The sequence below is a fragment of the Budvicia diplopodorum genome (genome assembly GCF_009800925.1).
Taxonomy (GTDB): Bacteria; Pseudomonadota; Gammaproteobacteria; order Enterobacterales; family Enterobacteriaceae; genus Budvicia; species Budvicia diplopodorum.
On record NZ_WOYF01000001.1, the window covers coordinates 573427 to 593213 of the forward strand.

The 19787-nt window shown below is 49.4% G+C and carries 13 protein-coding genes, 1 tRNA gene, 1 rRNA gene and 1 pseudogene; all 16 read right to left on the minus strand.

Features of this window, described 5'->3' with window-relative positions; translation table 11 throughout:
- Window positions 1–193: 193 nt before the first annotated feature.
- A complete protein-coding gene (gene xopAK, locus GVI43_RS02430; protein ID WP_246201423.1) occupies window positions 194–1045 on the minus strand; it encodes a XopAK family type III secretion system effector in 852 nt (283 codons plus the stop codon).
- A 35-nt stretch (window positions 1046–1080) separates the two neighbouring features.
- Window positions 1081–1299, minus strand: a complete 219-nt coding sequence (locus GVI43_RS15840; RefSeq protein WP_246201425.1) for a PAAR domain-containing protein — start codon at window positions 1297–1299, stop codon at window positions 1081–1083.
- 1153 nt (window positions 1300–2452) lie between these two features.
- Window positions 2453–2734, minus strand: a pseudogene (locus GVI43_RS16010) (PAAR domain-containing protein); the annotation flags it as partial.
- A 135-nt stretch (window positions 2735–2869) separates the two neighbouring features.
- On the minus strand, window positions 2870–6319 hold the full coding sequence (locus tag GVI43_RS02440; RefSeq protein WP_246201427.1) for an ImcF-related family protein: 3450 nt from the start codon (window positions 6317–6319) through the stop codon (window positions 2870–2872).
- On the minus strand, window positions 6316–7464 hold the full coding sequence (locus tag GVI43_RS02445; protein ID WP_246201435.1) for a hypothetical protein: 1149 nt from the start codon (window positions 7462–7464) through the stop codon (window positions 6316–6318). The genes GVI43_RS02440 and GVI43_RS02445 overlap by 4 nt, the downstream gene beginning before the upstream one ends.
- Before the next feature lie 510 nt (window positions 7465–7974).
- Window positions 7975–8424, minus strand: a complete 450-nt coding sequence (locus GVI43_RS02450; protein WP_170324297.1) for a hypothetical protein — start codon at window positions 8422–8424, stop codon at window positions 7975–7977.
- A complete protein-coding gene (locus GVI43_RS02455; protein ID WP_159565017.1) occupies window positions 8366–9094 on the minus strand; it encodes a peptidoglycan recognition protein family protein in 729 nt (242 codons plus the stop codon). Before GVI43_RS02455 ends, GVI43_RS02450 begins: the two co-directional genes overlap by 59 nt.
- Before the next feature lie 129 nt (window positions 9095–9223).
- The gene (locus GVI43_RS02460) at window positions 9224–11725 is read right to left on the minus strand and encodes a type VI secretion system Vgr family protein (RefSeq protein WP_159565019.1); all 2502 of its coding nucleotides are present in this window, start codon (window positions 11723–11725) and stop codon (window positions 9224–9226) included.
- 262 nt (window positions 11726–11987) lie between these two features.
- Entirely contained in the window at window positions 11988–12479 is a 492-nt protein-coding gene (locus GVI43_RS02465; RefSeq protein ID WP_159565021.1) for an Hcp family type VI secretion system effector, read from the minus strand.
- Window positions 12480–12508: 29 nt separating this feature from the next.
- Window positions 12509–14182 carry an OmpA family protein gene (locus GVI43_RS02470; protein WP_246201438.1) on the minus strand — a complete coding sequence of 558 codons (1674 nt, stop codon included), beginning with the start codon at window positions 14180–14182 and terminating at the stop codon, window positions 12509–12511.
- Window positions 14179–14853, minus strand: coding sequence for a type VI secretion system protein TssL, short form (gene tssL, locus GVI43_RS02475; protein WP_159565023.1), 675 nt, complete (start codon window positions 14851–14853; stop codon window positions 14179–14181). The genes GVI43_RS02470 and tssL overlap by 4 nt, the downstream gene beginning before the upstream one ends.
- Window positions 14850–16193: a type VI secretion system baseplate subunit TssK gene (gene tssK / locus GVI43_RS02480; RefSeq protein WP_159565025.1), complete on the minus strand. Its 1344-nt coding sequence runs from the start codon at window positions 16191–16193 to the stop codon at window positions 14850–14852. The genes tssL and tssK overlap by 4 nt, the downstream gene beginning before the upstream one ends.
- A 26-nt stretch (window positions 16194–16219) precedes the next feature.
- Window positions 16220–17773: a type VI secretion system contractile sheath large subunit gene (gene tssC, locus GVI43_RS02485; RefSeq protein ID WP_211959061.1), complete on the minus strand. Its 1554-nt coding sequence runs from the start codon at window positions 17771–17773 to the stop codon at window positions 16220–16222.
- A 31-nt stretch (window positions 17774–17804) separates the two neighbouring features.
- Window positions 17805–18302, minus strand: a complete 498-nt coding sequence (gene tssB, locus GVI43_RS02490) for a type VI secretion system contractile sheath small subunit (RefSeq protein ID WP_159565029.1) — start codon at window positions 18300–18302, stop codon at window positions 17805–17807.
- A gap of 1107 nt (window positions 18303–19409) precedes the next feature.
- Window positions 19410–19486 (minus strand) — tRNA-Asp (locus tag GVI43_RS02495).
- Between the two features lie 50 nt (window positions 19487–19536).
- Window positions 19537–19652: ribosomal RNA gene (gene rrf, locus GVI43_RS02500) — 5S ribosomal RNA — on the minus strand.
- Between the last annotated feature and the right edge of the window lie 135 nt (window positions 19653–19787).

Sequence of the window (19787 nt, forward strand, 5' to 3'; positions counted from 1 at the left end):
CAAAATAAACTATTGGGATAGCTGCCTGTATCAGAGTTTATGGTTCTCTCCGTACATAAAATCTAATTTGTATAACCAAATTAAAAACAGAATAAACATCACCAGAGAAAACGCCCGGCTTAATATGTATTTTAAAAATTATGCTAAATATAAAATAACAGGCGATTCACCATCATTAATAAATTAAACATCTTCAATACATTGGGTTATGCCTGAAATATATTTTATCTGTCGTCATTACAACATCGACTGATTTATTCTCCTGATAACCTTCGACATCAGTCTCATCTCCCAGGCCTTCCGACACGTGGAGTCGGACCCCTTTAATATTAAATTTCCCTTTCAGTGCCAGCAGTCCGGCCTCTGTTTTTAGCGTTATTGCATCAGGCATCATCATCCCCCCGACCAGATAATACTCAATATCACAGGCACCGAAATCCTTCATTTCATCGTCTACGTCTTCAAGTATTTCTTCAGGTTTTTCCAGACCAGAATAATGGCTAAGCCCGAGCAGCAGCTCATCGTTTTTTGTTTTGCCATACGCGCAGATTGCGATACAGGGGCCAAGCCCGGTGGTACCAATAGCCTTGCGCTCTCCGGAAGTATTGATGACCGTTGTTTCATCCATATCTACATCCTCAACATTTTTAAAAACAACATCAATATCTTCAGGCAAACGTTGGATATACTGATTCTCAAACAGGTCTGGATATTGAGTCTCAAGCTCCTGATAGGATTTACGATCTGCTGCAGTAATGCCGTTACTATTTGTGTCCTCCGGAACATTAATCACCGGTGGCAACGAAGGTTCTTCAGACTCTGAGGATTCTGATATATCCATCAATTCATATTGATTAGCCGCCAGAACCGCACCAGCAAGCCTCATCTGAAATTCCGTATTATCTTCCACAGGATCCGCCGGATTATATTCATTTTCCCACCGGCTGTTCGCACCCAGAGGGGAAACAGCCGATTCTTCCTGATTTGATATAGCCGTTTGCTCAGAAAACTCAGCAGCTCCCTTCTCATAAAAATCATTCATCATTGACGGTACAAACCGCGCCCGGCACGGACAGGTACTTACGCTGTCCAGCGTTCCGGCGATTTTTTGCCGAGAATACTGTCATTACCAATGCCTCCGGCAATGTAATATGTGCCGGGATGTTTTCCACAGGTAACCCGGTGTGTTTCACAGGCGATAGCCATACCGAGAATAGTGTGTGTGGGTTCCCCTTCGGTAATGATCCCCCCGCAGGTGGTTTTGTCACCCACCACCAGATAATAGCCTTTTGCTGCCATAGTCTTCTCCTTAACCACACAACACGGCGGTACGCGCCGGGTCAAGTCGTCCATAATAATGGTTCAGTTACTCAGGAAAGGGGTTCAGAAGTATTTAGAGGTTCAGCAGATACGCGGTATCTGATTGGGTAAATTGCCACCAGAAAACAAAAAAATATTTCAGGTAATAGCCATATCTGCTCATTTATAGCTATCACGAATATCCAGTACTGCAAATACGCCTAATTTGCTGATAACAATCTCCTTGTTCATCTCAGCGCCCCGTTCTTTTTCTGAACAAGCCCGAGAAAACATTGCCAATCGATTTCTTATTTTTTGCTTTTACTACGTCATTGACAGGCGGAACCATACCGGAAGCAGAAGGAACTACTTTAGGAATATAGCTGCTCCATAAAACTGGATCGGCTTCCCAAGGGGGAAGAACTTCTTGATAGTCCTGATAAAAATGGATTTTACCCACAAGGCGAGAACGATTACGATACGCGTAACGCAGCTCAGACGCAGTGATTGAAAAACCATAAGGTGGCGTTTTATTCACGATCTCAGGCAGTGATAAGCCATCCAGAATAAAATGCAGGTGATGTGACGCATTCTTAGCCGTCATTTCAATACCCAATTTGCTACCGCGTTTCCATAATAGCTGTGGAACATAGCCCGCCATAGTGTTGCCGGTATCCACCACATGATAGATATCCTTGTTATAATTACTCGCCACTTCGTTATAAATGGATCTGATATTAAATTTTGGATTCTCTTCTCCACCCTTAAAATACTCTGTCCACAGATAGTTATCACCATCCCGCATTTTCCTGACGTCAGCCTCTAGCGTGTCAGGTATTACCAGTTTGCGAATGAGTTTTTCCGGCCTATCGCTCAGTTTTGATATTTTGCCTAAATCGTTCCCCCCTGTGATCGCGATACTGACACTGTTGTTATACACATCAATAACCGCGGGTGGCAGCGACTTATTCTCAGTTGAGTATCCGGGATAAAGTTTACCAATATAATTACCCCTCTTCCTTTTGACACCATACACCAGATCCCCCCGCTCAACCTGATAGTTCTGGCTGAAAGCGTCAGGAGCCAAATCTTGTGCTGCGGATACCTGTGCCTGTGCCTTTTCCTTTATCCGCAGTTCAGCCTCAGCAGCAGACAGCTTCTCATACGAATCATTCATCATTGACGGAATAAACCGCGCTTGACACGGACAGGTACTCACGCTGTCCAGCGTTCCAGCAATTATTTTGCCGAGAATACGGTCATTACCAATTCCTCCGGCAATGTAATATGTGCCGGGATGTTTTCCACAGGTAACCCGGTGTGTTTCACAGGCGATAGCCATACCGAGAATGGTGTGCGTGGGCTCCCCTTCGGTAATGATCCCTCCGCAGGTAGTTTTGTCACCCACCACCAGATAATAGCCTTTTGCGGGCATATTCTTCTCCTTAACCGCACAACACGGCGGCACGCGCCGGGTCAAGCACTATCAGTCCTGCTAGCAGTGCATCATCACCCACGGCGCATGATGTGCCCGTTTCGCCGCAATGGATTTTGTCACTCTCTGCTCTGCTCATTTATCTTCGTCATGGATAAGCGTATCGGCTTCATCAGAAATCTCCGGAGAAACCTCCATTGCCTGCGGTTTACTCGCATCAAATATCTGTTCCGGTAACCGAAAACCGGCCAGTTTCAGCAATGCCAGCGGCCCTTCCCCTCGCTCCGTACGCAATATCCACGTCAACTGGAGCTTGTCCGGTGCAGTGACGGTAAGCTGCCAGCGGCTTGCATCCAGCTTCTGTTTTTTTGCCTGTGACAGCCAGCGAATAAATCCCCAGCTTCCTGAATAGTGACCAGACAACCGCGCACCTGCATCAACGCTGGTCCATGTCAGCCGGGTTGCGGGTTGATAGGTATCGCCAGGCCAGCGAAAATTCTGCCAGCTTTCCATCTGATTGAAATAGTGTAATACCTGCCCATCAATCGTCAGCACCGTCTCTACGACTTCCGGTGCAGAACGTGCCCGCAGTTCAAAACCAATACTCTGACTGCCGTTGGGATACAGAATGGCAGAAAGCTCGCCTAGCTGATTAACCGCCTTCAGGAAGGCAGGATTGACGGTTAATCCCTGCAAGTTCAGATTATTTGCCACCCAGTGACGGCCCTCTTTATGCAACAGCCCCGCCATTTCACGCGTCAGAAACTGGTCAATCAGCCCGCTATCCTGACGGATAAAATCGGCCAGTGCAGACAAAGAAGCATCACTATCGCTGTCCGCAAAGGGATAGCGCCCGACAAAAGCGGCATTCCACTCTTTAACGATCGCATTGCGCCATCGGTCATTCAGACTGACTGCGGTAGGCTCCAGTACAACCTGCCACGACTGTTTCAGCGGCTGCACAAACATCGCCTGGCCGAAAGCGCGCCATTCTGCTCCCAGATTGGCGGCTATCAGATTGCCGTACTCCTGCGAGTCCGTCAGGTCAACATTTTTGCCCTGAAACACCGACTGCGCCAGCAATTGCATCATTTCCTGCGGTTCAGGCGCATCCGCCACCTGCTGGAGTTTCAGACGTACTCGCGTCACGCGGGTCAGCCAGCTTTGCAAACTCAGGGCGCTATCGGCAGAGAAGTTGTCTGATGCCGTTCTTTTACCCATCAGGGCAAGCAGCGGGCCAAAGGTTTTATCCAACGGCCCGATCAGGCCAGCGGCCTTCTGGTCAATAGCCGGGACGTCCTCTTTACGGGTCAGCAGGTCTTTCGCTGACGATAACAGCGAATCCGACAGCCCGGCGTCCTGTCGCCCGGTCTGCCCCTGCCACGCAAGGGTGTTCATCAGCGCTATCAGCGGTGACTGACGGACATCACTAACCAGAGTAAGCTGGTCTGTCACATCAGAAATAGTCTGCGTTTTGTTCCAGCGCAGGCCGTTGAGAAAATTTAGCCAGGCGGCAGAAAAATCAGCGAAATAGCGCTCCGTCAACCGTTGATGCCGCACTTCCGGCGACGCGTCGCCGACAAGCTGTTTGCGGTTGTCGCTCAGTACCCAGTCGATTTCATCACGCCGGGTAGCAACGGCTTTTTCAATGGCTGGCTGAATGGCCTCTTCCCACGCCTGACGGGTAAACATTCCGGGGATAACTTCATCGGTGGTGAATAACTGGCGGGCATCGGTATCAGCGGTCATATCCTCAAGCCGCATGTCGGCATAATTACGACGAACCGACGACAATATGGACTGGTACACGGTGTTATCCGCGTTCTGACGCCCTATCTGCCCCAGTAATACCTGACGCACCTCAGACACCAGAGACCTGTCCGGACTGATTTTCCAGTCCGGATGCGCGGGCAGGTTTTCGGCATAAAAAGTCCATAAATCCGGAGCAATGCTTTGCCACAGACCAAGCGAAATGCCCTTTCGCTGCGGCTCTGTGCGCTGCATCGTTGTACTGAAAAATACCCCCTCCGCTTTTTCCGGATGAGCCATCATCAGATAGGCCTTTAACTGGTCATAACCCGATTTTGCCAGCGTTGCCCGCTCCGGGCTTGCCGGTGGTAAATCGGCCAGTTGGCTGAGTTTTTGATGCAGCCTTTGTGCAGCACTATCTCGTATCAGACGCTGGCTGGCGGGGCCATACCATGTCCACAAGGCAGTCAGTAACTGCGGGTTATGATTCAGACCGAAGCGTTGATACCATGGTGCGCCGTCTTTTTCCCACGTCTGTAAACGCCCGATACCATTGCGCAGTAACTGCAAGGCTATCAGTTGTTCATCTGACACATCGTGGCTGCCGACCAGAGAGTGAGCCTGTTTCGCAGCCGCTACCATCTGGTGACGGTTCACGGCAAATGACATTACGCTGCCCGCCCCCCACACCAGCATTAGCGCCATCAGGCCATAGCAGAGCGTTTGCTCCCACGGCAGACCTACGCGTTTGCCACGTGCATTAACGCAGTCGTCCGTCACGCCCTGCCAGTCAGGCAGCATTTGCCATCGGTGTTCGTGAATACCGCTAACGGCGCTCTGCGCTGGCTGAGGCAGGCTGAACATCAGTCCGCGCAGCGGAATGCGTCCGGCATATTCCGATATCCACGGCGTCAACACCTGCTTCCAGCGAACGGCCTCACCCTGCTCAAGGCTCTGCCCCAAACGCAGTAAGAAATCATGCTGCCGCATATTGGATACCTGCTGTAGGCCCTGCTCACACAGTAACGGCAATAGAGACAGCAGTTGCTGCTCAACCCCATCAGGCATGACCTTCACCGGCAGTATCACACCAACGGGCTGGGTCACTCGCTCTGCCTGCGACCACGGACTGTCGCACAGTTGCCATAAATAGACCGGAGGCTGATAGCGCAAGGCTTTCCCCATTTGTTGCAGGGTGTGCAGGCCATTGTCAAAACTATGAGATGATTTACTCTGTTCCGTATTCACCGCCCAGACGATACCGTCCAGCGGGCGGCCACGGCGCAGCTTGCGCAAAGCAGCAAGGCGATCTTTATTCACCTCATCACTCAGGCTACCGCCGTGCAGCAGTACGGTGCGCTGCCCTTCCAGCCACTGTTTTTCAGCAAGCGTGGGAACCAGAGCGTCAATGTCTGCCGCTCCGCCCACTACCATCAGCAGACGGACTTTGTAACGCCAGAATAGGCCATAGCGGGCACGTAGGTGAGATCTAAGGTGAGAAAATTCACCGTATTGCGGGTAGTCTTCTTTTGATGCGCTAACCGGAGCGGGAATATCATCGCCCTTTATCCGTTGCCGAGCGGCCTCAAAATTTTGCTTACCCGCTATGCGGGTTGAAAAAAACAGCATCAGTGCGGTTAACAGCACCATACCGGTTCCGACACATAGCCCAAGCAGCCAACGGTCACGCACTGCCGAACCTGCGACCAGCCCTAACCGTTCCGGGTGCTGCCATGCCAGCCAGCACAGCGTTCCCCCGGTGATTAACAGTACCAGCACCACAGCCAGAAACCGGTTTTCAGGCCTCTTTATTATTGATAAGGGATTAAAGCTCACGTCAATTTCTCCTGTTGGGTGGTATAAGAAGTCACCACTGTGCTCCAGACGTCATCACTTCCCTGTTCACTGCTGAGAATCATCTGCGCCTCACCACACAGTTCAGCGATCTGTGCAGCAGCAGCTATCGCCAGCCACGGAGCTGCACAACCCGCGTGGCCTAACGAGCTATCAATATTGTATAAATGACTGCCAGAGTTAATCGCCACCAGCGGCGGTTTACCCTGTAATTCCATGATGCGCCGGTGCTGTTTATCTGACAGACCGGACAGCCAGAGGTGTTTCAGCGCATCCGAAGGCAACGGCACCCAATCCATAGCCTGTAATGCCCCTTCTTCCAGCGTTTCCGTCGGGGACTTCTCCGGGCGGTGTAACAGTGCCCGTGGTGCTAGCGTTTTTTGCGTCAGACGATTGCCTAGCAGCAACGCCGCTACCGCTTCCGCCGTCCCTTCCGGCTGTTGCGGGACGATCTGTAAACTAATGACCAGCAGCAGCGCATCGTCATGAATACGCTGGTCAAGCCAGCGATCGATAAACCTCAACCCATGCTCTTCTACGTAAGTAACAGATTGGGTGATGTTGCTATCCCGCCACATCCGTTGCCATAGATCTTGTAAGCGGCGTGAAGAAAGGGACGTTTCTGTTTCAAACAAAATATCAATTGAGCCATCACCAGACAGTGAGTTAACTAATTCAGATAATGGGTGAATCAGGTTAGATAACTGCTTAGAAAGTACGATTTCAGGAGAAATATTTTCATCGTTAACGGTAAAACGGCTATGAATCACGCCGTCTTCTCCTTTCCATGACCTCTGCGCCCGAATCTGGATGGTATTGGAGATTAATATTTCCAACGGCGAATCACTTTCATGTTGGTCAGAAACTGGAATTGTTGTCGCTGTACTAAATTCAGAAAACAATATTTGCAATGCTCTCCGCCCTCTTTTCACTTCTGTTAATATCCATGCTTCACGCTGTTTATCCCAAGCATTAGCCTGAATCTGCTGTAGCAGGTAAATCACCAATCGAATTAGAGCGATGACTAACCAAATCCCAACGGGGACAGCGACCATTAAGATCCAAACATTATCGTTACCCGTCATTTTGGCTAGCAGAGAAGAAATAAAACTTCCAAATACAAGCATAAAAAATAAGGCTCCAAACCATCTTAATAACTTAGGAGGATGGGGGCGCCAGGATAATGGTGGTATATTTTTTAAATTGACGGGCATGTTTTCCTGATAGTTATGACTTTTAACTTAAATTGAATTGAGAATTCGTTGCATATAAAGCAGGGGAAAGGTTTAGCCTTAATAAACATTTAAATTAAGAGTTTAATTTAAAACAAAGACAAGCATATCAACATTAATGTATTTTATAAGCACCAAGAGTTTTATTTAACACTTTATATTTATTTCACGAAGAACAGGGCTATGGTATTATTATGTTTATTGATTAATATTCTGCGTCAAAAAACGTAGGAATTTATACTTTAAGAAATAATAAAAAACCACATCAAAAGATATTATTTCTGAATTACAGTATTTTCATGATAACACCCTGCCACAATTCATAGTTGAGCAAGCGGTTCCCCCACCACGTGTCCTTTGACACTCACCTGCCTTGTTTCTATTCCACAATCACTATTCTATATATTATTTATCATTCCCTGCCATGCCATCATATGGTAATAAGAACATTGAGCCACACTTTTTCTTAGCACACCCCCAATATATATTCCCTTTCTCATTATGCCATTCCGCCGTCGCCGCAGCATTAATAATAAAATACCATCTGACACCATGACTCAAAAGCGAACCTTTTATTTCACATGGCAACCAATAATATTGGCCAGATATTTCATCAGATGTCTTATATTTAGTACTTAATCTAAATATTTTTTTCACCTGACTAGCATCAAGACTCCATTTCTGACAAGCAGATAAAAGCATTTCATCTTGTTCTTCTTTTTGTGTATAAACCGATTTATCAATATGTTCAATTACTAATTCAGTCGAGAATACAACTTTAGGACACAGTAACATGCTAATTGCTAACGTAAAGACCTGCGCCTTCGCCTTCCATTTTATAAGATATTTTGTCATGTTCATAAACATCCCTATCATCCAGTTCATATATATTTTTTATTATATCAACCAATTTACTAATAGAATTAGTTTGCTCTAGCGTTGGTGACTCCCAACCATCATTTTTATGCATAGCCACAACTTCAATCCCAACACTATCCCCATTATAAGGATAACGTTCTGGATACATCTTAACTTTTTCATGGTCATATACCTTTCCAGGATTCCAGCCGAAAGATTTTATCTTTTTACTTTCTTCCGCTGAACATGTTTTTTCCTCCATGCAGCGAGACTTTATTTTACCAACATGGTAAGTATATGAAAATAAACTTACCGTTTGATGGATATCTCCGTTCTTCGCAATCAGAAAATGCGTACCAACACCTTTAGAGAAAGAAGTCAATGTCCCCTCTACGGAGGAGGAATCGGTTCTATGTAACACAATACCATTAATTTTATTCATCACTCCTTTTCCCAAACCCGCAACACTAGATTGAATAAAATTAGCATTTTTTATATAACCGTCAGGATCAACATAAATTACAGACACCGTACATATTTTTGCTTTCTCATTTTCATTTTTAGTAGTATCCCCTTCAAATGTACAATTAACTTTATGTTTATTATAAATTAAGGGAGATGGATTTTTCTCTTCTGTTTTTTCATTACTCAAAGCGCCGTTACTCATCTCCCCCCCCTATTATTAATACCCAATATTGAAGTGTCGCCAACAGTTGAACCATTAAGATGACGCTGGTACAACACGCAGGATCCATTGAATAGATAATCATCCCCCCGTTCATTACTTCGCATTCAATCAACACCCTAATAATAAATCGACCCTAATGTTATATTTCTGCTCACTTTGGAAGTTTTCCGTATTCCCATTTTCATCCGTTATCCCTCCTTTCTCTGTTCCATCTTCAAAATAAGCAACATATTTAGTATTTGCATAAGGAACACCATCATCATCCGCAAAATGAAATTGCAGATTATAATCCCCCGACTCAATCAGCGGAAACGCCATCATCGCCGGTTTCACGGATGCCCTTTGCTGTCGCCCGTACTGCCCGGCCTTCGTCAGATAATCCCCTTGAGTCCCTGATTCAATCTTGTTCGCGTCCAGCGTGATATAACTCCCGCCGCCGTTAATGGTGATTTTCTTCTTCGCGATAATGTTTATTTCATCATCGGTACTGGTTATTGTGATCGCCTTCTTCGCCAGCAGCTCAAGCAAATCATTCTGCGCCTGAATGGATACGGCTCCCTGATTGGCTATCAGTTTTATTCCCAGTTTTCTCACGAACAGGCTGAAGGCATTACCCACGCCGATAAAGAGGTCCTTCACCACGCTGATATCGGCCTTGTTGCCCGCCGTAGCTATCAGGTTCTTACCGGCACTCAGCTGCAGGTGTTCACCGCTCGCCAGTGCTATCCCCTGCGGCGCACTCAGCAACAGCACCGCCTGTTTCAGTTCATTCAGGTTTTGTTGCAGCAGGCTAATCTGTGACTGAAGGTCTGCCGGATTCGCATTCGCAGTCTGTGCATCCTGCGATATTTTCTGCATCTGTTGTTGCGCACCGTTCAGCAGGCTGATAGCTGGCTGCATCGCCAGTACAGGTCCCCCAGCCTTCGGCTGTTCATCAGCGCTAATAAAAATGCCCTTCTTCGCCCTGATGGCACCGTACAGATCGGTGCGCAGCTCAAAACCTTCTCCGCGCTTCTGTTTACCGCTATCTACCAGATGCCCGAGGTTTAGCTGACTCTTGCCGCCATACTCCGTGCTGACCTTAATATGCTCCTGACCCCGGTTGTCTTCCATGCGGATTTTATTATTGGCAGGGGTTCGCAGCACGTTGCGTTTGTAATTTTTAATGGTCACATGGTCTGTATGCGCTGAGTCGTGCAGCACGTGCGCGATATACGGCCTGTCCGGGTTACCGTTTTCAAACGCTATTGCCACTTCCGTTCCCGCCAGCAGCGGCAGGTGCAGGCCGTAGGCGTCTCCTGCATACGAGCGGGCCTGCCTTACCCACAGACTTTCGTAACCGCTATCCCACCTGTCGCGGTCAAACAGAATATTGACTTTGTAACGTCCGTCTTTGTCAATATGGCCGTAGATATCATTGGTCTGTGTGCTGGTCACTCGTGCCGGTAGCGTACCTGCCATGACTGGCCTCTTGATAGCTGCCGGGCGGAAGCCGTAGTCTTCCGAGAACGGTATTGCCTCCACGCACACTTCAAAGCTGCGGTCCCGGCGGGCGGTGCTGATCGTCTTAGTGATAACCACGCCCTTGCGGTAAATATCACTCACATCACTGCCGCCGTTCACTTTCAGCGCCATGCCCGGTGCGATGCCCGCGCAGTTGGTAACCGCAGACAGTTGAGTCTGTTTGTTCAGGTAACGTTCATGACAGATGCGGGCATAAAACGCACCGCTCTCCGGGACAAGTTCACGACCTTCGACACCGGGAATAAGGTAGTTATCCGCATAGTGATAGGCTTCACCGTAGGTGGTGGTATCGCCCCGCGTCACATCCGCCTTCGCGTTCATATCTTCCGTGGCGGTACGGTAATTGTAATCGCGGGTGGTAACGGACTTCTCCACCACCTGATGGTGGCTGGCCATGCACCACACCGATTCCACACCTTCATCAAGCATCCCGGATGGCGGCACGGCAGGCAGAGTCAATCCCTGTTGATAGTGACTCTGGTCGTCGTAAAACTCCACCATATCAATGTTTAGGCGCGTGTCGGCGGTGAAGCGGAACCAGATACCCACTTCGGACAATAAACGGCTGATAAAGGTTAAATCGTCCTCGCCGTACTGCATCACCTGCTCACGACGCGGGTACTCACAGGCAAGCGTGAAGATAAAATCCTGACCGCGCATGTCGTGGCGCTCGCGCAGGATTTTTTCCACGATTTGCGGTACTGACATATCCTGATAAATCGCGTTCTGATGGCTTCTGGACAGCAGCGCCAAACGCGGTTGCAGGGTCAGTTCATAACGGCTTTCATCTTTTGAAGTGGCGAGCTTTTTAAACCCTGTCGCCACTCCCTGTATCACCCGCACCGGCAGGGGTACTTTAATGCCGAACCCCTGATTAACCGGTGCCTGTAGCGTCAGCGAGGCATCCTTCATCAGCATGGTTTTCGGGTCAATAGCTTTATCGGTGCTGGTAAATTCGATGGCGTAGCTGAATGGCTTACTTAGTTCTTCATGGCCTTCTAACCCCAGCACGTCCAGCGGTGAGCCGTTGTCACGGACGTTTAACAGATGGTGGCTTTGGCTGAAAAATAGGGTGGGGGTATTCACAATTTACCTTCTCTATCAAATTCCAGCATGGTCCCGTCGCCCTCTTCTAGCGCTTTTGCACAATCAGAGTTCAGGCGACGAAGTAATACGGCTGACTGACGATCCATGCTGTGCTCCTTAAGTGGGTATGCTACCGCCCTTAGCCTTCTCCTTTTAAGGAAACTCAGGCCCATAAGGTCGATTGTTTTATGCTGTTTTTGTTTGCTAAACCGCCGGACTCAACAAACAAAAACCGCAGACGGCAAACCGTCTGCGGTGGGGATTAGCCTGTGGTACGTTCGTTCCAAGAATCGGAATGAATGATGTTGCCGTCTTTGTAAGTCCAGGTGATTTTTTCGTAGCGCAGTGCAATCATTTCCAGATGATTGTGCTTTTCCATCGCCGGATCTTTGATGTTGTACATTTTGGGGGAGGCTTTCACCAGCTTGACCATCTCAAGCAATGTGTTGAAATACTCAACTTCCTGACCCGCGTCGTTAATGCGATACCATTTAAACTCGGCGGACTTCAAGGTCTGACCGGTGGTCACTGCTTTGTACAGATACGGGCTGGATGCATCAATTTCCTTGGTAAACAGAAACGGGGTGTGAATACGCGTCCCCGTCAGTTTGCCAGTGTTGTTATCGGTCGGAATATATATTGTGTGTTCCTGTTCCACTACTTCGATGCTGCCGTCACGATCCTGCACATCCACAGAGCCTTTAATGTCTGCGCCGCCATCGTCTTTTAGCCACAGGTAGATTGGAATTGCCATGTCATTTCTCCATTTCGCTGGTGAATGCGTCAGCCTTGTTCCGGTGACGCCGTTTTACTTGCTGCCTGACAGGCATCCGCCTGAGGAACAAGACTGATTTCAACCCGACGGTTGGCCGCACGGCCAGCCTCCGCGTCATTTGATTTCAGCGGACGGTTTTCACCGTAACCCTGAACCGCAAAACAGCTTTCGGATACCTCCCCAGTGTCACGCATCCAATCGCGTACTGACTCCGCACGTTTCAGGGAAAGGATCTGGTTGGATTTGTCATCGCCGGTGTCATCGGTATGACCTGCCACCACAATCAGCCAGCCGGGTTTAACTTTGATATTGACCAGCGCATTCACCAACACCTTTGTCGAGTCGGATTTGAGCTGCCATTTGCCCACGTCGAACAGCGACATGCTGTCGAAACGCACGATTTGCGGAGTCTGCGGCGCTGGAGGAGGAGGCGGTGGAGGAACGTAAGTTTTAATCGCATCCAGCAGCGGCAAGCGCAGGCGTTCACCCCGATAGAGTCCCAGACTCAGACGCAGCGATTCTCCATTGCGCGACCAGTCATTGAGCAGCCCGGCGTCTTGACCAAGAGTTTCGACTGCTTTCGCTTTCCGATCGTAGTTATTCATCGCCACGGCGTAATAATGCTGAATATCAAAGGCCACATGATGCACAAGCTGGCGGTTGTTCCAGCCACTGCTACACAGGGCAACCACAGTGGCAAGCGTAAACAACGTAAGGGCTAAGCGGACTGCCCGTTGAGCAGGCGTCGTGCCGTGACCCTTCGGCAGCAGAGGCAACAGAAAATCCGGCAGCGCTGAAGCAGCATTATCGTCGGCCGTAGCCGGATACCAGCCGGTGACCTGCGTAATAGAGGTACGCTGTTGCAACCAGTCCTGCCAGACGGAAGCGCCCTGCGCGCCGGGCATATCCCGAGTCTGGCGCAGCAGCACCGCATACGGCAGCACTGGCGGCACATCGGGATTTTCCGCCGTGAAGGCGGGTATAATATTTTGCGTAAACCAGTCAGCCTGCGTGTTCAACATCATCTGTTGTTGCAGGCGGGTGCCGAGTTGATCCTGTGCAGCCCAGATGGTAACGGCGCACGGCGCACGGCCATCCTGCCAGACCTGAACAGGTTCACCGGGAAGGAGAGTTTGCCACAGTGACTCACAGACGTACTGCCCGGCAGTCTGGCTGCTCAACAGTAACGGGATATCATGCTGGGTATCCCGACGCAGCCTTGTCAGTTGCCAGCGCAGCTCATGCAACCAAGGCGCGAGTGCCTCATTGCGGCTTTGTTGCTGAGGTCTAAGGCTGACCATTACCGCCAGTTGTACAGCCCAAGCCGGACGCAGCCACAGGAGCTGGCGCACCACGTCACACAGCTCGCGACTGTCATCCACTTTCAGCCAGCAGCCCTGTGAAGTCTGATGGACAGGGATATCCGCAGGCCAGCCCGCCATATCGCCGCAGATCAGCACCACCGGCAGGCGGTAGGGTTCTTCCGGCAGCCCGGCAAGCTGTTGTGCTGCCACATTAACCGGCCGACGACCCGCCCGCACCATGCCAGCTATCACTGCAACCATCACCACAAACACGCTGACACCACGGGCCGTAGGCGTTAAAGGTAAAAACAGCAGGCATAACAGGACCATCAATAAACCCGCCCACAGCCACAGCCCCCGTTGCAGGGGAACCTTCATCGCACCACTCCCGGAAGCAGCGTGATAAGCAGATTGTCCAGCCAGCGGTCAAGTCCGCACCAGAGCGCAGCCAGAACAAGCACCGACAGCCCGAGGCGTACCGGCCAGTGACGTAGCCATTCCCCAGCCCGGTGTCGGCCAGATGCTGAAGCCAACACCGGACGATGCGGTGAAAAATCAAAGGCAGGAACCCGTTCCGCCAATTCCCGCACCAGACATTCACGCTCCGGCCCGGTTGAAGAGGTAAAGTCGCCCATAAAGCCGAGCATCAGCACGCGATGGAAACAGGTCAGAACGGCAGTATCCGGAGCAGCTTCACGCAGCACCTGACGCATCCGTTCATACAGCTGGTCACCGGCATTCATGGTACCGAAAAACTGCCCCTGAAGCGGCCGGTCATACCACTGCATGCAGACGTCATCTTGCACGCCACGGCTTTTCGCCGCTTCATCCAGCAGCGCGCATTGGGCATAAAGAATATGTTGGCAACTCTGTTCGCTGTAGTCCGCTGCTCTCAACGTGCGTTGCACCTGCTCAAGGTTATTTACACAGCGCTGCCAGAACGCCTGACCTTCGCCTTCCTGAAACAACGGACCGTGGCGCAGGCCGATAACGGTCAGCCAGATGTCCTGCAACAGCGCGTCGATATCACACGTTTGTTTGTCACTCATGTTTTCAGTACCGCATACAGTTCAAGCTCCGGCTCACCCAGCGTACCGGGGACATAAAACACGCAGTTGCCCGCGGCTTGCATCGCACGGGCCGCCGGGTGGAACATATCCAGCGAGAAATACTGGTTCTCAAGACGCAGCGGAATGGCCGCAGGAACATGGCTTAAGGCCCGCAACGGAATACCCTGCCCGGAGGCGTTAATCACGCTACCCACGTCGTCCGAGCTACCCACTTTGCACTGTAGCGGGAACTGCTCCAGCAATTGCGCAACCGGCAGTGGGGAGCGCACGGAGAGATAGAAGTCCACCTCTTCACGCAGCCTCGGATCGTGCAGATGGGCCAGCCACTGACGTATCCGTTTTTCATGAGTCAGTTCAATAGCTATCACCCGGGACGGCAGGCTCGCCTCCAGCAGGTCGCCGAGCAGGTCAAACAGAGGCGGGAAAACGTCTGTCAGACGTTCATGGCGGTAAACTGGGATGTTGCTGACGGTGTGAGCCAGAGAGAACGTCAGTAGACTGCCCGCCAAACGTGCCAGCTCCTGATACAGACGTTCAGGGTGCACCTGTGGATGACGCTGGAAATTCCCCAGCACCGGCTCTGCACCGTTAAGAGCGTTAAGCAACCAGAACAGTGACACGTCTGCCACGGCAAAATCAGCCATGCGTTCGTTGCTTTCACGGCGCATCGCCATTAGTCGTTCCAGACGGGTGCGCAGCTGTGTCATCAGCTGTTCGAGCTGTTCGCTCAGCCATTGACTGGCATTCAGGCTCAGTAATGGCGGGATAAAGGTGTTGTCTTGTATCCATGCGCCCTGCATATCACGGTGCAGACGGGCTACCGGGCAGATCAGATAATCACTGTTATCCTGTGAATCCAGACGCAACGTCAGTTCATGCTGCATGATAGCCATCTGAACCGTGTCATCGCCGTAACAGTTACGAACTTCATGCCAACGCTGGCGATAGCGCACGGGACGCTCAGCTATGCCATCCGGTGTCAGGCAGTTGCCCCCGTTCGGGTACAGCTGAGGCAACGCCAACATCACCGTAATCTCACGGCTGCTGGTATCAGTGAGCGTCAGCGTGGGAGGCAGTGCATCAGCCTCATTGGAGTCGATCAACGTTCCGTCAGAAAAGCGTACAGCCAGATGGCTGGCTTTAAGACGCCCCTGCTTCAGCGCATCATTATCAAATTCTACCCGCAATACGCCCCACGGGTGCATCATCCCTGTCTTTGCGATGCACTCAGCCGCCCATGCCGCAAATGCCGATTGTTGCTGGAACTGCTGTGGGGAAAGCAGTAATCCCTTACCCCACAATGGTCTCTCTATTTTCATCAAGCCTCCTGCGGCCATACATCATGTCATGACCTTGCTTTTGGCATTTGCGAGACCAACGAGAGATTCACGTCCATACCTTCCACCTGAAAGTGCGGTACGGCGTACAGTCTCACGCGGAAGAAGCCCGGATTGTCTTCAATATCTTCCACTGTCACGCTTGCATCACGCAGCGGGTGAGACGCCTGCAAATCGTCTCCCGGATCGGTCATTTCAGTGACCAATGTGCGAACCCAAGCGTTCAGCTCCAGCTCCAGAAGACGGCGGTCTTTGGTGGTGCCGATGTTTTCGCGCTGGATAAGCTTCAGATAGTGCGCGATACGCGACAACAGGAAGATGTACGGCAGACGCGCATTGATGCGGCTGTTTGCGGTGGCATCGGTGGTGTCATACAGCGCGGGCTTCTGCGTGGAATTCGCCGAAAAGAAACAGGCATAATCGCGGTTTTTGTAGTATGACAGCGGAATAAATCCCAGATTGGCGAACTCGAATTCGCGGGTTTCCGGTATCATCACCTCAGACGGAATTTTCACCTGATTACCGGTGCCGAGGTCATACAGGTGGATCGGTAGATCGGTCACTGCGCCGCCCGCTTGTGGGCCGCGAATTTGCACGCACCAGCCGTTCTTAATGAAGCTTTTAACCATTCTGGCAGCAAAAGCAAAGGAAGCACTGGTCCACAAATACTTCTCGTGATCTGGGCCTTTCACCGCTTCCATATAGTTAAAGTTGCGCACAGGCACGGTATCCGGGCCATACGGTAAACGCCCCAGCACGCGTGGCATGGTCAAACCGATATAGCGGGAATCGTCTGTATCACGAAAGGATTTCCATTTGGTGTACTCGGCACGATCAAAGTAGTTACCGATATCTTTGATGGCCGCGACTTCTTCCATCGATCGTTTGAGGAAAAAATCCGGGCCAATAGAGCCGATAAACGGCATATGTGCCGCTGCGGAAATTTTGGAGATATTACGCAGCAGGGCAACATCCTGAGCGGAGGCATCAAACTCGTAAGAGGATATGATAGCGGCAATGGGCTCGCCGCCGGGGGTGTCATACTCGCTGGTATACGTGTGCCAGTATAATCCGCTCTGGGTAATTTCTGGGGTATCCTCGAAATCCTGACGCAGGTCATCTTTGGAAACGTCAAGGATTTCCGTTTTAACGTTCTGACGGTAATCAGTGTTGTCCACCAGATGTTTTAGACCCCGCCACAGGGATTCCAATCTTTGGAATTCAGGATGATGCATCACCGCATCCAGTTGGCGGCCGATCTGGTGATCCAGTTCAGCAATGTGGTGGTCCAGCAGCGTTTTATTAAGCTTTTCAACGCGCTGACCGGAGTTTTTCAGGCACTGCAATAATACCTGTACGGCAGCGGTCACGCGCTCGTCAACGCTAGCATCGGCCAGCGACTGGCTGTCTTGCCAGATGTTGATATCCGACAGGCCGGAAATCGGGTTCAGGTTAATTTTTTCAAACAGGGAAGCGTAGACCCCACCCGAGTCAGGAAGATCCAGCACGGTAGTCCTGTTTGTTGAAGAAGTGGCGTTTTCAGTATTGACAGACATAAACATTCTCTCGCGTTAATCCGTTTATTCTGGAGGGTTAAGCTTCTTTCGAAGCCAGAGCATTTAGTTCATCGTGCAATTGATTGCTCAGAGACGGATCTTTAAGAATATTTTCCAGTTCTTTTCGAAATGTAACGTTATCGAGAAGATTAGATTTGAGGTCGCGTAATAAATTACGCATGGCGAGCATCGCTTTTAACTGGGGGATCTGACGTACGACCTGCTCTGGCTCAAAATCTTTAATATTGCTAAAAGATAATTTAACGTTCTCTTCGCTCCCATCACCAGATAGGGTATTTTCGACGGTGAGATTAACGGAGGGAGTTAATTCAGACAGCACATTGTTAAAGTTATTTTTATTAATGTTGATTTTTTCACGCTCAGTTACGGGGCGATGCTCCTGCCCATTGCTGTAATTCCCCATAACAACCAGCTTAAGCGGCAACTCAACTTTTTTCTGTGCGCCCCCCGTGTGTAGATTTAACTGGATATTAACTCGCGCCTTAGGCACTTCACTCTGAAATGAATCCGCCACCAACAACTCCTTAGTATAAATTGTGTAATATAATCAGGGGAGACCCTGGAGTACGGTAAATTCTCAAGAAGGAAATATTTTAACTACTTTAAATAAATTTAATTATGTCCAATTAACTCAACTAATAGGAAAAAGAACCGACGATATAGTAGGTAATGCCACGGCAATAAATAATACATTAAGTAAAACTAAATAATATATTGATAGATAATTTATTAATTAATGATAAATAGCATATTAAGCAAAGCTAAGTTAGACAGTTAATAAATTAAATTCATATGTAGCCTACTATGAAAATAATAAATGACAAGTCAATTTTTAGTCTTAGGAATAAACTCAAGCAACAAATTAACACAACAGGCACGCCATCGATTCACAAAAACAGTAACCACATACGAAGTTAAATTACTTATAATTTATTAATTTAAAAGGTAAATATTTTTCATGCTTAAAGGGAAATTATTGCATTGCTATAGTTTATAGCGTTTCAAATGCATTGTTATATGTGATGTCCGATTTATCTAAGTTCTCTATTCGAAAACATGACTGAATACGCTAGATGACCATGCTTTCATTATTCCAAATACGCACTGAAAGCCGGTATTATATGATATTGGCACCTGACGCTCACGGAACCGTACTAATTGTTAAATACGGCCATTTAATCAGCTTTCGAGCCACCATGTGCTATTTCTTCAGCTTTTCAAAGGTTACCCACCCTATATCTTAATCATAGAGAGTGTGAGCAAGTGTCAGTGTAGGATAATGACCCAGCGTAATATGGACTCAGACGGTTGAATTTGGACGCTGGTAACAAAAACGCTAGATTTTCTTCCCGGAAGTACAAACGGAAAACGTCAGTCCGTGCCAATCAAGAAGCTTATAATCTTTATTCTGCGGGTTTTACTTCTTGTACTGCGGAATCAGACGTCGGGCTATAGTCATGATTCACTCCTTCGAAATTATCCTTTAGGACGCATGAACCATTTTACGCCGCCCCCCTACATCGGGAGCCATATGTACAGACGAAAAAAAACCGTATCGCGTTGATAGCGATACGGTTTATCTTCATCATTGGATATCCTAAGACACCCCGAAATATAAATTTGGCGGAACGGACGGGACTCGAACCCGCGACCCCCTGCGTGACAGGCAGGTATTCTAACCAACTGAACTACCGCTCCACCGATTCTTTTTCTCTACCCGCATTTATGCTGATAGTTACTAATTTAAAGCCTGGCAGTTCCCTACTCTCGCATGGGGAGACCCCACACTACCATCGGCGCTACGGCGTTTCACTTCTGAGTTCGGCATGGGGTCAGGTGGGACCACCGCGCTATTGCCGCCAGGCATATCCTGTTTCATCAACCGTTATACCTGCGTATAACCATCAATCTCAATCCAAAACTTCGCTGAAATTCGTCTTCGTCTCTTCAATCTCACCCAAAACACCTTGGGTGTTGTAAGGTTAAGCCTCACGGTTCA